The sequence below is a fragment of the Rhizobium arsenicireducens genome (assembly GCF_964021225.1).
On the sequence record NZ_CAXHYK020000001.1, the window covers coordinates 485,392 to 500,142 of the forward strand.

At 62.7% G+C, this 14,751-nt stretch carries 13 protein-coding genes and 1 other RNA gene; 7 read left to right on the forward strand and 7 right to left on the reverse strand.

Annotated features, from left to right (window positions below; genetic code table 11):
* Positions 1-131: 131 nt before the first annotated feature.
* The 4 genes from ACWPVA_RS02275 to tkt all read right to left on the reverse strand — a co-directional run bounded on the left by ACWPVA_RS02275 (position 132) and on the right by tkt (position 6,584).
* Entirely contained in the window at positions 132-1,334 is a 1,203-nt protein-coding gene (locus ACWPVA_RS02275) for a phosphoglycerate kinase (protein ID WP_454286128.1), read from the reverse strand.
* 73 nt (positions 1,335-1,407) lie between these two features.
* Positions 1,408-3,234 carry a potassium/proton antiporter gene (locus tag ACWPVA_RS02280; protein WP_454286129.1) on the reverse strand — a complete coding sequence of 609 codons (1,827 nt, stop codon included), beginning with the start codon at positions 3,232-3,234 and terminating at the stop codon, positions 1,408-1,410.
* A 272-nt stretch (positions 3,235-3,506) separates the two neighbouring features.
* Positions 3,507-4,517: a type I glyceraldehyde-3-phosphate dehydrogenase gene (gene gap, locus ACWPVA_RS02285; protein WP_454286130.1), complete on the reverse strand. Its 1,011-nt coding sequence runs from the start codon at positions 4,515-4,517 to the stop codon at positions 3,507-3,509.
* Between the two features lie 84 nt (positions 4,518-4,601).
* Positions 4,602-6,584: a transketolase gene (tkt, locus tag ACWPVA_RS02290; RefSeq protein ID WP_454286131.1), complete on the reverse strand. Its 1,983-nt coding sequence runs from the start codon at positions 6,582-6,584 to the stop codon at positions 4,602-4,604.
* A 334-nt stretch (positions 6,585-6,918) separates the two neighbouring features.
* Here tkt and ACWPVA_RS02295 point away from each other — a divergent pair, with 334 nt between their 5' ends.
* The 4 genes from ACWPVA_RS02295 to ACWPVA_RS02310 all read left to right on the forward strand — a co-directional run bounded on the left by ACWPVA_RS02295 (position 6,919) and on the right by ACWPVA_RS02310 (position 8,732).
* Complete coding sequence (locus tag ACWPVA_RS02295) at positions 6,919-7,191, forward strand: DUF4164 domain-containing protein (RefSeq protein WP_028736502.1); 273 nt, start codon at positions 6,919-6,921, stop codon at positions 7,189-7,191.
* A 60-nt stretch (positions 7,192-7,251) separates the two neighbouring features.
* Complete coding sequence (locus ACWPVA_RS02300; protein ID WP_454286132.1) at positions 7,252-7,638, forward strand: cell division protein ZapA; 387 nt, start codon at positions 7,252-7,254, stop codon at positions 7,636-7,638.
* Positions 7,639-7,716: 78 nt separating this feature from the next.
* Positions 7,717-7,875: non-coding RNA, 6S RNA (gene ssrS / locus ACWPVA_RS02305), on the forward strand.
* Between the two features lie 215 nt (positions 7,876-8,090).
* The gene (locus ACWPVA_RS02310; protein WP_454289507.1) at positions 8,091-8,732 is read left to right on the forward strand and encodes an FMN-binding negative transcriptional regulator; all 642 of its coding nucleotides are present in this window, start codon (positions 8,091-8,093) and stop codon (positions 8,730-8,732) included.
* Between the two features lie 9 nt (positions 8,733-8,741).
* On the opposite strand, the gene ACWPVA_RS02315 is transcribed toward ACWPVA_RS02310, so the two are convergent.
* The 3 genes from ACWPVA_RS02315 to ACWPVA_RS02325 all read right to left on the reverse strand — a co-directional run bounded on the left by ACWPVA_RS02315 (position 8,742) and on the right by ACWPVA_RS02325 (position 12,190).
* A complete protein-coding gene (locus ACWPVA_RS02315) occupies positions 8,742-9,986 on the reverse strand; it encodes a class I SAM-dependent methyltransferase (protein WP_454286133.1) in 1,245 nt (414 codons plus the stop codon).
* 169 nt (positions 9,987-10,155) lie between these two features.
* Entirely contained in the window at positions 10,156-10,869 is a 714-nt protein-coding gene (locus ACWPVA_RS02320) for a methyl-accepting chemotaxis protein (protein ID WP_454289508.1), read from the reverse strand.
* Positions 10,757-12,190, reverse strand: a complete 1,434-nt coding sequence (locus tag ACWPVA_RS02325) for a Cache 3/Cache 2 fusion domain-containing protein (protein WP_454286134.1) — start codon at positions 12,188-12,190, stop codon at positions 10,757-10,759. The genes ACWPVA_RS02320 and ACWPVA_RS02325 overlap by 113 nt, the downstream gene beginning before the upstream one ends.
* Positions 12,191-12,369: 179 nt before the next feature.
* On the opposite strand from ACWPVA_RS02325, the gene ACWPVA_RS02330 reads away from it, so the two are divergent.
* From ACWPVA_RS02330 to ACWPVA_RS02340, 3 genes are all read left to right on the forward strand, one after another.
* Positions 12,370-12,942 (forward strand): 5-formyltetrahydrofolate cyclo-ligase, encoded by a 573-nt coding sequence (locus ACWPVA_RS02330; protein WP_454286135.1) that lies wholly within the window; start codon positions 12,370-12,372, stop codon positions 12,940-12,942.
* A 19-nt stretch (positions 12,943-12,961) separates the two neighbouring features.
* Entirely contained in the window at positions 12,962-13,786 is an 825-nt protein-coding gene (locus ACWPVA_RS02335; RefSeq protein ID WP_454286136.1) for a TIGR00282 family metallophosphoesterase, read from the forward strand.
* 115 nt (positions 13,787-13,901) lie between these two features.
* Positions 13,902-14,738: an MBL fold metallo-hydrolase gene (locus ACWPVA_RS02340; RefSeq protein ID WP_454286137.1), complete on the forward strand. Its 837-nt coding sequence runs from the start codon at positions 13,902-13,904 to the stop codon at positions 14,736-14,738.
* Positions 14,739-14,751: the final 13 nt, after the last annotated feature.

Sequence of the window (14,751 nt, forward strand, 5' to 3'; positions counted from 1 at the left end):
AGATGTTTTGCGACAGGAAAATGGCGACTTAAAATGTTGAAACGATTGAAATCGTTTTAATCGTTTGAAAGGCTTGGAAATACCCGCTGATGCTTAACGATGGCGGGCAGTGAAGCCCGCCATCGCCAACATCACTTCTCGGCAATCAGGACTGCGACGCCGGGCAGTTCCTTGCCTTCCATCCATTCGAGGAAGGCGCCACCGGCGGTCGAGACATAAGAGAAGTCGTCAGCCACGCCGGCGTGGTTGAGCGCGGAGACGGTATCCCCGCCACCGGCGACCGAGACCAGCTTGCCCGCGCGGGTCCGTTCGGCGGCGTGCCGGGCGGCGGCAACGGTGGCGGTGTCGAAGGGCGCGATCTCGAAGGCGCCGAGCGGGCCATTCCACACCAGCGTCTCGGCCTTGGAGATCCAGCCATTGATCGCTTCGACGGACTTCGGGCCGACGTCGAGGACCATGGCATCGGCCGGGATGGCGGTGATGGCGACGGTCTCGTTGGCAGCGCCTGCCTTGAACTCGCGGGCGACGACGCCGTCGACCGGGAGCACGATGGCGCAGCCGGCGGTCTCTGCGTCGATCATGATCTGCTTGGCGGTGTCGGCCAGATCGTGCTCGCACAGCGACTTGCCGACATTGATGCCTTGGGCCGCGAGGAACGTATTGGCCATGCCGCCGCCGATCACCAGCGCGTCGACCTTCTTCACCAGGTTGGAAAGGAGGTCGATCTTGGTCGAGACCTTGGCGCCGCCGACGATGGCGACGACCGGACGGGCCGGCTTTCCGAGGCCCTTTTCCAGCGCCACGAGTTCGGCCTGCATGGTGCGGCCGGCATAAGCGGGCATGTGATGGGCAAGGCCCTCGGTCGAGGCGTGCGCCCGGTGGGCGGCCGAGAAGGCGTCGTTGACGAAGATGTCACCGTTCCTGGCCAGCTCAGCGACAAATTCCGGGGTGTTCTTTTCCTCGCCCTTGTGGAAGCGGGTGTTTTCAAGAAGCAGGATGTCGCCGTTTTCCATCTTGGCGATGGCGTCGGCAGCGGGTGCCCCGATGCAATCCGAGGCGAAGGCGACTTTCTGGTCGAGCACTTCCTCCACGGCCGGGGCGATCAGCGACAGCGACTGGTCGGCGACTGGCTCGCCCTTGGGGCGGCCGAAATGGGCGAGAAGGATAACCCTGGCGCCCTTGTCCGACAGTTCCTTGATGGTTGGGGCGACGCGTTCAATGCGGGTTGAATCGCTGACCTTGCCGTCGGCGACGGGAACGTTGAGGTCGACGCGTACGAGAACGCGCTTGCCCGCGATGTCGGTGAGGTCGTCGAGTGTCTTGAAAGCCGGCATGAGGGAATCCGTCGTTTGGTCGTTGCACGGTTGGCGCTGAAACTTACACCGCCTGATGCGCGACGCAAGGCGATCAGGGATTATTTTCGTTCCCGCCGGCCTTGGCGCGCTGCCTGCGCAGATAGTCCCGGATTGCATGGGCCAATTCGCGAATGTTCAGGAAGATGGGCAATTTGGTGGCGGGGGCCACCGGCTCGAGCGAGACGCCGACTGAGGCTATATGCCCTGTCTCGTCGATGTCGCGGACGATCAGAACGATGGTGCCGAGCCGCACACGGTCTGCGTAGTCGGCTTGCCCTCCGGAGCGCTGGGCAATGAGTTCCGCAACCGTCTTCCCCCGGTCGGCCTCGTTGATCGTCAAAGGACCATAGGCCTGGTCGAGATGATCGACCCTGGTCGACGGGGCGATCGCGAAGGTCCCGAAGAACTCGTTGTCGTCTTCCTCGACTGCGGCCTTGCTGGCGAACAGGCGGTCGAGCAGCTTGGAATAGCCGGGGGCGATGAATAGGTAGACGTGATCGTTCTCGCGCAGCCTTCCCGCATATTGATAGCGCATCGACTTGCCGTCGCGGATGACCAACGACGGCATTGCCCAGCGCGGAATACGTTCGCCGCGCAAAACGGGGCTATCGGCAACGACGCGATAGGCGAGCAGTTCGTGATGGGCGGCGCCCGGCAAGTCGACTTCCAGCTTGTCGATCGCTCCGATGCGGGGCGGGATGATAAGGCCGAGCCTGCGTGCCACGGGCTTGATCGTCCAGCCTTGCACCACGAGCGAAATCATTACGATGAGGAAGGCGGCGTTGAAGAGGATCTGGCCGTTTTCCAGATTTCCCAGAATGGGCAGAATGGCCAGTAGGATCGACACTGCTCCGCGCAGGCCAACCCAGGCGATGAAACCGGTCTCGCGCTGGGTGAAGTCGAAGGGCAGGAGGCAGAGCCAGACCGCAAGCGGCCGGGCGACAAAGATGAGGAATAGTCCGAGCAATACGGCTGGCAGGAGGATCGATGGGAACTGCGAGGGCGTGGCAAGGAGGCCAAGGACGAGGAACATGACGATCTGGGCAAGCCAGGTCATGCCGTCCTGGAAGCGGCTGATGGCGCCGCTGGCGGGGATCTTCTTGTTGCCTGCGTAGATGCCGGCCACATAGACCGCGAGGAAGCCGCTCCCGCCTACGGTCCCGGTGAAGGCGAAGATTAGTAGGGCCATGGCCAGCATGAAGATCGGGGCCAGGCCGCGCTCCACCGTGAGGCGCTTCAGCACGAAGACGATCATCGCGCCGCCGATCAGGCCGAGGCCGAGGCCAAGGCCCATCTGCTCGATGAACAGGCGCAGGAGCTGCAGGTCGAAACCGGATCCGCCGCCTTCAGTTGCCAAGAGGCCCACGATCGCCATGGTGAGGAAGATCGCCATCGGATCGTTGGTGCCGGATTCGACCTCAAGCGTCGAGCGAACGCGCTCGCGGATATTGATGCCGCCGATGCGCAACAGGAAAAACACAGCCGCCGCATCGGTCGATCCGACAATCGAGCCGAGCAGGAGCCCTTCAAGGAAGGTGAAGTCGAGCAGCAGATGGGCCATCAGGCCGAAAAAGACAGCGGTCATCAGCACGCCGACAGTGGCAAGCGTCAATGCCGGGACTGCCGACAGCTTGAAGGATTGCAGCGAAGTGCCGTAGCCGGAATCGAAAAGGATGACCGCCAGGGCGATAGAGCCTAGCGCATAGGCGAAGGCATTGTCGGAAAACTCGATGCCCAGACCGTCGACGCCGGTCGCCAGACCGATCAGCAGGAAGAGGAGAAGCAGAGGCGCGCCAAAGCGAAAGGCGATCAGGCTGGAAAACGCGGCCAGAAGGACCAAAGCGGTCGCCACCAGCGTAAGTGCATAAAATTCGTCCACCCCTCGTCCCTCTCCTTGGTCGCCGCGCCGTCGCCTGGCAAGCCGGATCAGGTCAAACCAAGAGCGCGGCTCGACGCGGTGTCGGCGCTGCTATTCGTCCCGACGCGGGGCCGGTGACGTGGGGTGGAATGATCTGGCAGGACTGCCGGACGACGAGATGGAAAACCTATCGTATCCAATCGTGATCAGAGTAGGGCGGAACCTGAAAATTTGAAAGGCGGGCCGGGGGTTCCGGTCCGCCTTTTTTAACGCGAGTGCTAATTTTTATGTGATCAGATCAGCTTGGCCAGGGCAACCGCGGTATCAGACATACGGTTGGAGAAGCCCCATTCGTTGTCGTACCAGGTGAGGATGCGGACGAAGTTGCCTTCGAGAACCTTGGTCTGGTCTATGGCAAAAATCGACGAATGGCTGTCATGGTTGAAGTCGCGCGAGACCAGCGGTTCTTCGGTGTAACCGAGGATGCCCTTCATGGCACCGTTCGAAGCCGCCTTGATGGCTTCGTTCACTTCCTGCACCGTCGTGTTTCTCTTGGCGACGAACTTGAAGTCGACGACCGAGACGTTCGGGGTTGGCACGCGGATCGAGGTCCCATCCAGCTTGCCCTTCAGTTCCGGCAGAACGAGGCCGACGGCCTTGGCGGCACCGGTCGAGGTTGGGATCATGGAAAGGGCGGCTGCACGGGCGCGGTAGAGGTCCTTGTGCATGGTGTCCAGCGTCGGCTGGTCGCCGGTATAGGAGTGGATCGTCGTCATGAAGCCATGATCGATGCCGATTGCGTCGTTCAGGACCTTGACCACTGGCACGAGGCAGTTGGTCGTGCAGGACGCGTTGGAGATGACCAGGTGATCCTTGGTCAGCTTGTCGTGGTTGACACCGTAGACGACGGTCAGGTCGGCGCCTTCGGCCGGAGCCGAGACGATGACGCGCTTGGCGCCAGCCTGGAGGTGTAGGGCCGCCTTGTCGCGCGCGGTGAAGATGCCGGTGCATTCCATCGCGATGTCGACGCCAAGTTCCTTGTGCGGCAGGGTCGCCGGATCCTTAATCGCGGTCACCTTGATCGGCTTGCCACCACCAACGATGATGGTGTCGCCTTCGACTTTAACATCGGCCGGGAACTTGCCATGGATGCTGTCGTAGCGCAGCAGGTGGGCATTGGTTTCGACCGGGCCGAGGTCGTTGATGGCCACGACTTCGATGTCGGTACGGCCGGATTCGACGATGGCGCGCAATACGTTGCGGCCGATGCGGCCAAAGCCGTTGATGGCTACTTTCACAGTCATTTGTTCACTCCCGCGTTTAAAATCAGAGCAATAGATTATGGGAAGAATGGGCGTCCGGGAACGCCCATGCGACAATTTGACGTCTCAGGCGAGCTTGGCCTCGGCGGCGGCAACGACCGCCTCCGGGGTGATGCCGAAATGCTGGTAGAGTTCCTTGTACGGCGCGGATGCACCAAAGGACTTCATGCCGATGAACGTGCCGTCGGAGCCGATGAAGCTGTCCCAGCCCTGGCGGATGCCGGCTTCGACCGCAATGTTGACGGCGGCCGAGCCGATGATCGCTTCGCGATAGGCTTCCGGCTGCTCGAAGAACAGTTCGAAGCAGGGAACGGAGACGACGCGGGCAGGGATGTCCTTCTGGGCCAGCATCTGCTGGGCTTTAAGGGCAATCTCGACTTCCGAACCGGAGGCGAAGATCGACACCTTGGCGTCGCTGGCCGAGACCAGCTCATAGGCGCCGAAGCTGCAGAGGTTCTTCTCTTCGTAGTCGGTGCGGGCGGGCGTCAGGTTCTGGCGCGTCAAGGCCAGACCGGACGGGCGATCCTTGTGCTCCAGCGCGATCTGCCAGCACTCGACCGTTTCGGTTGCGTCGGCCGGACGGAACATCATCAGGTTCGGGATGGCGCGAAGCGCCGCCATGTGCTCGACCGGCTGATGGGTCGGGCCATCTTCGCCAAGGCCGATCGAGTCATGGGTCAGCACGTGGATGACGCGGATGCCCATCAGGGCGGCGAGGCGGATCGACGGACGGCAATAGTCCGAGAAGATCAGGAAACCGCCGGAATAGGGGATCAGGCCGCCATGCAGCGCAATCCCGTTCATTGCGGCCGCCATGCCGTGCTCGCGGATACCGTAGTGGATGTAGCGTCCGGAGAAATCGTCAGGGGTGATCGACTTAGTCTGACTGGTCTTGGTGTTGTTGGAGCCGGTCAGGTCGGCCGAGCCGCCGAGCGTTTCGGTCAGCACGCCGTTGATGACTTCGAGGGCATCCTCGGACGCCTTGCGGGTGGCAACCGTCGGCTTGGCTTCGGCAAGCTTCTGCTTGTAGTCGCCGATGGCCGTGGCGAAGTGACCGGGCAGGTCGCCGGCGAAGCGGCGGGTGAACTCGGCCTTCGTCTCGGCCGGGCTTGCGGCGAGGCGGCCATCCCAGTCCTTGTGGGCTTTGGTCGAACGCAAGCCGGCGAGACGCCAGGCGTCGAGCACGTCGGCGGGGACGACGAAGGCTTCCTCGGCCCAGCCGAGCGCCTTGCGGGTGGCGGCGATCTCGTCGGCGCCGAGCGGCGAGCCATGGACCTTGTGGGTGCCAGCCTTGTTCGGCGATCCGAAACCGATAACGGTCTTGGCTGCGATCAGAGTTGGCTTGTCGGACTTTTGCGCGGTCTCGATGGCGGCTGCGATAGCTTCCGGGTCATGGCCGTCGACGGAGAGTGTGTTCCAGCCGGAGGCGCGGAAGCGGGCGTGCTGATCGGTCGAGTCGGAAAGCGAAATGGCACCGTCGATGGATATGCCGTTGTCGTCCCACAGCACGATCAGCTTGTTGAGCTTCAGGTGGCCGGCGAGCGCGAGGGCCTCCTGGCTGATGCCCTCCATCAGGCAGCCGTCGCCGACAAGCGCATAGGTATAGTGGTTCATCAGGTCGGAGCCGAACTCGTTGGCGAGCTTCTTCTCAGCGATCGCCATGCCGACCGCATTGGCGATACCCTGACCGAGCGGGCCGGTCGTGGTCTCGATGCCCGAGGCATGGCCGTATTCCGGGTGGCCTGCAGTCTTGGCACCCATCTGGCGGAACTGCTTGATGTCCTCGATGGTCATGTCTTCATAGCCGGTCAAATAGAGCAGGCTGTAAAGGAGCATCGAGCCGTGACCGGCCGACAGCACGAAGCGGTCGCGGTCGGGCCAGAGAGGGTTCTTCGGATCGAAGCTCAGATACCGGGTGAAGAGAACGGTGGCGACATCGGCGCAGCCCATCGGCATGCCAGGGTGGCCGGAATTGGCTTTTTCCACCGCGTCCATGGCGAGGAAACGGATCGCATTGGCCATCCGGTTGTGTTTTTCGGGAGAAATCATGTCTGTTCCGCTTGTTCCGGGTCTCAAGGGAGGACCGCGCTCGGCACGGTCATCTGAAAGCGGCTGATCCATAGCAGGTGGATCGCGCGAGTCAACAAATGCCGGGTGTTCGGGTCTTTTGTCGCGCGATAATTCATGCTTTTGTCTATTCCGTGTGCACTGCACAGTTTCGCCCCGAACCGGGCAGGTCCAGGCCGTCGTCCACAGCTTAGACGGTCGCGGGTCACCCTGCATTTATTGACGGGTGACGATCGAGCGGCTTACTGTCCCTCTTCAAGTTAGCGGGTCTTCATGGTCGATTCGATCACCGCTTCTGGAAAGCCGGGTCAAGAATATGCCGACAGGGAATTCGGTCGAAGCGGCGCTCGGCGCGCTCAGGCAAGCAATTGCCGGGCTTGAGAACGCCATCGACATGCGGATCGAGGTGCAGCGCGAGAGCGGAGAGGTCGAGAGCGAGGTTCGCCGCGTGCACGCCGATCGTTCGCGGCTGGCCCAGGAGCTCGACCAGTCGGAATTCCGAGCCAACAGGCTTGAAGAGGTCAATCGCGAGGTTTCGCGGCGGCTGGTGACGGCCATGGAAACGATCCGGGCGGTTCTCGATCGCTAGATCAGGGCGCTAGGGTCAGGGAAATGCGAAGGCGCCGTGCGGCGGCACTTGGGAAGATTGATGGCACAGGTCACGGTTACCATTGACGGCAAAGCCTATCGCATGGCCTGCGAGGAGGGCCAGGAAGGTCATCTGATCGATCTTGCTACGCAGTTCGACCGCTATGTCAGCCATCTCAAGGGCCAGTTCGGCGAGATCGGCGATCTGAGGCTGACGGTGATGGCCGGGATCATGGTGATGGACGAACTTTCGGAAGTGAACCGCCGCGTGGCGGCGATGGAAAAGGAGCTTTCCTCGTTTCGCGAGGGACGTGACGGAGCGCTGGAGGCTGCGCAGCGCCGCGAGGACACGCTGACGACGGCGCTTGGCGAATTGACCGAGCGGCTAAACGGGATCACCCGCAAGCTTACTGCCAAGCCGGCACCCGCCGCACGGCCGGAACAATGAACCGCGGAATAGGTGTCCATCTGAGAATGTTTGGATGAGGCCACTGGCGTCCGGCACGAATTAGACCTATATCTCTTCTGCGGTCTGCGCCTCACGACAGGACAAACAATCCCTGGGGCCATACTCGATCCAAAGGGAGCTGTCCCTGGCCAGGCCCGTGGGCTTGGACACACGGCGCCCACCTACGTTTGTAGGCACCCAGGATCGTAAACCTCCATCGGTTGTCGTGGATCGCACTTTTCTTCTTTCAAAGGCCTGAGCCAATTCGGCTTCACCGACGCCCGGTGAGGCAGGTCGGCGGCGAGCGCCAGCATGGCGCATAAGGCGATTATCGCGCCGGCCGCGTTTCTACTCCACCGAGATCGACGCGGCGAACGGGGCTGGGATTGACGGGAGAAATCGTGCCGCGTCAAATGGCGCCGACCGCAGGCATTCGAGGACCGAAGCATTCCATGTACCAGCCGCCGCATTTTCGCGAGGAACGCCTCGACGTTCAGCACGCTCTCATCCGCAATCATCCGCTCGGGCTGCTGATTTCGTCCGGCGAAGACGGGCTGATGGCCAATCCGATCCCCTTCCGGCTGGCGAAGGAGAGCCATGGTCTGGGCACGCTGCAGGCGCATATGGCCAGAGCCAATCCGCAGTGGAGGGCGCTGGCCAAGGGCGCGGAGGTACTGATCGTCTTCCAAGGGGCTGATCACTACATCACCCCTTCCTGGTATGAGACCAAGCGCGAGACCGGCAAGGTCGTGCCCACCTGGAACTACGCTATCGTCCAGGTGCGGGGCAGGGTCCGGGTGATCGAGGACAGCCAGTGGATCCTGGCCCAGGTGGACAGGCTGACCGACGGCCATGAGAGCAAGCGCATGATACCATGGGCCGTCGGCGATGCGCCGGACGACTTCATCACCGCGCAATTGAAGGGCATTGTCGGCATCGAGGTCGAGATCACCGCGATCGACGGCAAGTGGAAGGTCAGCCAGAATCGTGGCGAGCCGGATCGCCGGGGTGTTGCTGGAGGTCTGACGGATATGGCGACCGCGGAAGCAAGCGCGATGGCCGAACTGGTCAAGACCTATGGCGGGCTCGACTAGATTTTTTCCTCAGACGGCCAGCCCCAGTTCCTTCTCGCGCTCGATATAGGCGCGCTGCCTGTCGGTCACGTAGTCCCGCACGATCGGCGCCGCATCGCGCTTTCGCGACAGTTGCAGGTGGAAGACCATCTGGCTGCCGGCGCGGAACATCATCTCGCAACTGATCAGATAGAATTCCCACATGCGGGCGAAACGCTCGTCATACATGGCGACGACCTTGTGGCGGTTTGCCTCGAAGCGCCCGCACCAGTGGGCCAGCGTCATCGCGTAGTGCAAGCGCAGGATTTCGATGTCGGTCACCCACAGGCTGTTCTGCTCGGTGACGGCGACGACCTCCGACAGGGCCGGCGAGTAACCGCCGGGGAAGATGTACTTGCGCAGCCATGGGCTGGTCATGCCCGGCGGGCTCATATGGCCGATCGAGTGAATGACGGCGACGCCGTCGTCCGGCATCAGCGCGTTCAGCTTCTTGAAGAACTCGTCATAGTGCTGCACGCCGACATGCTCGAACATGCCGACCGAGACGATGCGGTCGAAGGTCTCCTCCACATCGCGATAGTCCTTCAGCTCGAACCGCACGCGGCCGGCAAGGCCGGCATCCTTGGCACGGTTGGTCGCCAGCGCGTGCTGCTCCTTCGACAGCGTCACGCCGACCACCGAGACGTCCTCCAACTGGGCGAGGTAGATCGCCAGATCGCCCCAGCCGCAGCCGATGTCGAGCACCTTCATGCCGGGCTTGAGGTTCAGCTTGGCGGCCAGCAGCCTCAGCTTGTTGCGCTGCGCCTCTTCGAGCGTCTCGCCCTCCTCGCGGAAATAGGCGCAGGAATAGAGCATGTTGTCGTCGAGGAAGAGTCTGTAGAAGTCGTTGCCGAGATCGTAATGGTGCGCGACGTTGCGCTGTGCCTCGCCCTTGCGGTTGGATTGGAGGCTCTTGCGGAAGCGCATCTTGACGGCGCGCAGGATCTTCTGAATCGGATAGGAGCCGAGAGACAGACGGTTGACCGAGAAGAGCATCAGGAAGTCACGCAGGCTCGAGCCTTCCTCGAAGCGCATGGTGCCGTCCATATAGGCCTCGCCGGCCACCAGTTCGGCTTTGAAGACCAGAGAGCGATAAAGCTTGGGGTCGGTCAGCCGCATGGTTACCTGCGGACCGGGCTCCCCACCGCCAAAGACATGCCGCTTTCCCTCGGCATCGATGACGGTCAACTGGCCCTTGCGGATGAAGGATTTGAGCATATGCGACAGCAGAAACATGCGCACCTCATGGCGTTTTCACCGATCAGGTCGCCATGTTAGCGCAAATGTGCGGCGTCGCACCTGCAAAAAAATCCCATGTAATTCTGGTGCCGAAAGCAGAACGCCGACGCATCCAGGGGGAAACGTCGGCGTTGCATGATTTGCGGCCTTGGCATGGTCCGGTCGGTCAGAACTCTTCCCAGTCCGATGCCGCCGTTGCCGAATTCGCGCCACCGGAGGAGAAGGCCTTGGCCAGGCTGCCCACCATGCTGCGAGCCGGCGAGGGGACGGCCCGTGCGGCGTTGCCGGCCGGGCGGGGGGCGGCCGGTGCCGAAGGAGCGGCCGGGCGTGCGACGGACCTGTGCGACTGCATGGGCGGCTGAATGGCAGGTGCCACGCCCGTGTCCGAGGTGCGGAACTGGCCGACGAGCCCGGAAAGCGCCGTTGCGCTGTCGGCAAGGCGGTGCGTGACGGCGGTCGTTTCCTCGACCATGGCCGCGTTTTTCTGGGTGAACTGGTCCATTTGGTTCATCGAGGTGTTGATTTCCTGCAGCCCGACCGACTGTTCGCGCGCCGCCGTGGCGATCGCCGCGATGTAGTCGTTGATCTGCGCAACCTGCTGGGCGATTTCGCCAAGCGCCGTGCCGGTCTTGCGCACCAGCGTCACGCCGCCGGAAACTTCCTCGCCTGACTTGGTGATCAGCGCCTTGATGTCCTTGGCCGCATTGGCCGAACGCTGAGCCAGTTCACGCACTTCCTGGGCGACGACGGCAAAGCCCTTGCCGGCCTCACCCGCGCGGGCCGCCTCGACACCGGCATTCAGCGCCAGAAGGTTGGTTTGGAAGGCGATTTCGTCGATGACGTTGATGATCTTCGAGATCTCGCCCGATGCGGCCTCGATCCGGCCCATGGCATCGACCGCCTCGGAGACGACATGGCTCGAGCTTCTCCGTGCTCTGGCGCGTCGACTGTGTCAGGAGGGCGGCCTCGTCGGCCTTGGCTGAAGCGCTGCGGACGGTCGCCGTGATCTCGTCGAGAGCGGCCGAGGTTTCCTCGAGCGAGGCGGCCTGCTGCTCGGTGCGTTTCGACAGGTCTTCGCTGGCGGAGCGCATTTCGCCGGAGCTCGCTTCGATGCCGTGCGTTTCGGTGCGCAACTGGGCCAGCGTGCCATTGAGCTTCTCGACGGAGTGATTGAAGTCATTGCGCAGCCGGTCGAGCCCTCCTTCGAAGCTCTGATCGAGGCGGACGGTCAGGTCTCCTTCGCTCAATCGTTGGAGGCCACCCGCCAGGGCGTCGACGGCTTGCTGGATCCCAAGCGTTTCACGGGCCTTGGCGGCCTCGCGCTCGGTGCGTTCCTGCTCGCCGAGCGCGGCGTTTTCCGCCGCCTGGCGCTCGAGGTCGATCTTCTGCAGGGCGCTGTCGCGGAAGACGTCGAGGGCGCGGGCGAGGGCGCCGATCTCGTTGCGCAAATCCTTGTGCGGCACCTTGACGTCCAGGCGGCCCGAAGCCATGGCGTCGGCGACAGCCGTCAACTGCGGCAGCGGACCCATTATGCGCCGTGCGATGAGGACCACGAGGACCGTCGCTGCGAGCAGGACGACGAGGGCGGTGATGCCGATCGCCCAGGCCATCTGGTGGGCCATGCCGTCGATCTCGGCGGCGCGCACGCCGGCATAGAGAATGCCGATGACGTCGCCGGCCGGCGAGAAGATCGGCTGGTAGATCGTGTAATAAGGCACGTCGAGAATGACGGCTTCGCCGCGGTAGGTCTGGCCCTTGGTGACGACCGGATAGACCGCGCCCGCCTGGCCCAGTGCCGTTCCGACGGCGCGCTTGCCGTCCGGCTTGATGATGTTCGTCGTACGGCGCCAGAAATCCTTGCTTTCGCCATCCCAGGCGAAGATCGTCGCGGTCTGGCCGGTCATCCGGCCGACGCTGTCGATCATGTCGTGCACGGCAAACTCCTTCGGGATCGCCGCGGCGACAATGCGCTCGACATTGCCGTCCTTGCCCCAGGTCACCACGGTGCCCGGCAGGTCGCGCTCGACGATGGTCGCCGCGGTCCTCAGACTGGTGTTCTGGCCGGCGATCGCCTGTTCGCCGATGCGGGCGGCAATGCTGCCGGAGATCACCCAGGCGACTGCGCCGAGCGATGCCATCAGGATCAGGATCGTCATGGTGGTAACGGTGCCGACCAGACCGAAGCGGGAGAAAAACTTCATGAGTAGAATTCCTTTGGTGAGCTTGCTTCTCATTTTACCCTGCGAGTGTTAATTCGATCTTTCCCGATGTTCGCTCCTGCAGCATTTTTTTTGCACTGCGGAATCGGTTGCTTTTTCGTCGGCTTTGAAAGGCCGGCCATCTCGGCTATCGTCCCGCCATATTCGGGGACAGAACACGCATGAATATCAAAGACCTCAAGGCGCAAATGCGGAATGAACGACTGGCCGCACGGGATCAGCTTCCTGCGGAAACCCGCACCGAATACAGCCTCCTCATGGCCGACCACGGCGGAGACGCCTTCGAATTCGAGCCGGGGACGATCATCTCCGGCTTCCTGCCGATCCGCTCGGAGGCCGATATCCGTCCGCTGATGGCGCGGCTGAAGGCGCGCGGCGCGCGGCTCTGCCTGCCGATCGTGCAGGACAGGATGACCATCGTCTTTCGCGAGCTGGTGACGGGCGCGGAACTCGTCGATACGGGATTTGGAACCCGTGGTCCGGGTCCGGATGCCGCCGTCCTCGACCCCGAAATCCTGCTCGTGCCGCTCTCCGCCTTCGACGCCCGGGGCCATCGCATCGGCTATGGGGCGGGCCATTACGACCGGGCGATTGCCAGACTGGTGCAAAAAGGACGGGAACCGAGGCTGATCGGCATTGCATTCGATTGTCAGGAAGTGGCAGAAGTGCCCATGGAACCGCATGATGTCCGGCTGCAAGCCATCCTGACCGAAAGCGGGTTCAGGCAATTCTGAGCGCGATTGGACAGTTTGAATGCGGCTTCTTTTTCTCGGAGACATGGTTGGCAAGACGGGGCGTACCGCGGTTTGGGAGCGCCTGCCTGGCCTGATCTCTGACCTGAGTCTCGATTTCGTCATCGTCAATGGCGAGAATGCCGCCGGCGGGTTCGGAATCACCGAAGACATTTATCTCGAAACGATCAATGCCGGCGCCGACGTGGTGACCACCGGCAATCATGTCTGGGACCAGAAAGAAGCCGTCAGCTTCTGCGAGCGGCACGACCAGTTCCTGCGTCCCGCCAACTATCCCAACGGAACACCGGGCAAGGGTTCGGGACTCTTTTACGCACGCAACGGCGCGCAAATCCTGGTCGCCAACATCATGGGCCGGGTCTTCATGCACCCGGAACTCGACGATCCCTTCAAGTCTGCGGAGATGATCCTCGCCGCCTGCCCGCTGAAGGAGCAGGCCGATGCGATCGTGTTCGACTTCCATGCCGAGGCGACCAGCGAAAAGCAATGCTTCGGCCATTTCGTCGATGGGCGCGCGAGCTTCGTCGTCGGCACCCACACCCATGTGCCGACCGCCGACCACCAGATCCTCAACGGCGGCACCGCCTATATGTCGGATGCCGGCATGTGTGGTGACTATGATTCCTCGCTCGGCATGGAGAAGGAAGAGCCGCTCAACCGATTCATATCCAAGATGCCGAAGGGCCGGTTCGAGGCGGCGCATGGCCCGGCGACCATCTGCGGGGTCGGCGTGGAGATTTCCGACCGCACCGGACTTGCGGAGAAGATCGCGCCGCTTCGCCTCGGTCCGCGACTGACGGAAACCGTCCCGGACTTCTGGCGTTGATCACAATCTGGCGGCAGTAACGCCATTGTGAGGCCAATGACGTGGCTGCCGGCTTTACCGCAGCCAAGCTCTGCCGCATCCTTTGCCCCTCTAAACGAGGTGCGGGAGCGGCCGGATGCTGCACAGACTGTCCCTTGCCCTTTGTGTCCTTTCAGGCCTTGCGGCGCCGGCGGTCGCGGAGGATGCTCGACCTCCGGTCAGCCAGTGCCAGTTGATCGCGCAGAAGCTTCCGGCAGTCAGCTACGCCGCCTACAGGCCCGCCGAGGATGCCGCGACGCGGCAGCAGACAGCACTGGACGAAGAGGTGACGATCCGCTTTCTCGGGCACTCCACCTTCCAGATCGAGACGCCGGCCGGCATTTCGATCGCCACGGATTTCAACGGTTGGCTGAGAACGGCACGGCTACCCGACGTCGTGACGATGAATAAGGCGCATTCCAGCCATTACACGCTGACGCCCGATCCCGGCATCGCCAATGTCCTGCGCGGCTGGAACGCCGAGGAGCCGGGCGAGAAGGCCGTGCACAGGGTGGTCGTCGGCGACGCCTATGTCAGGAATGTCGCGACCGACATCCGCAGTTGGGGCGGCGCGTTCGAACCCAACGGCAATTCGATCTTCATCTTCGAGGTGGCGGGCCTGTGCATCGGCCATCTCGGCCATCTGCACCACGAACTGACCGATGCGCATTTCGCCGAGATCGGCCGGCTCGACGTGGTCATGGTGCCGGTCGACGGCGGATTGACGATGGGCGCGCAGAGCATGAGCGACACCATCAAGCGCCTGCGCTCAGCGCTGATCCTGCCGATGCATCGCCGCGGGCCGCCGATCGAGACGTTCCTCGCCATGTTCGATCCGAGCTTCGACTGGAAGATTGCCGACACCGCCACGATCAGCGTCTCAGTGCGCAGCCTGCCGCGAAAGCCGCTGATCCTGGTACTGAGCGGGGTCTGACACCCGGGCCTGC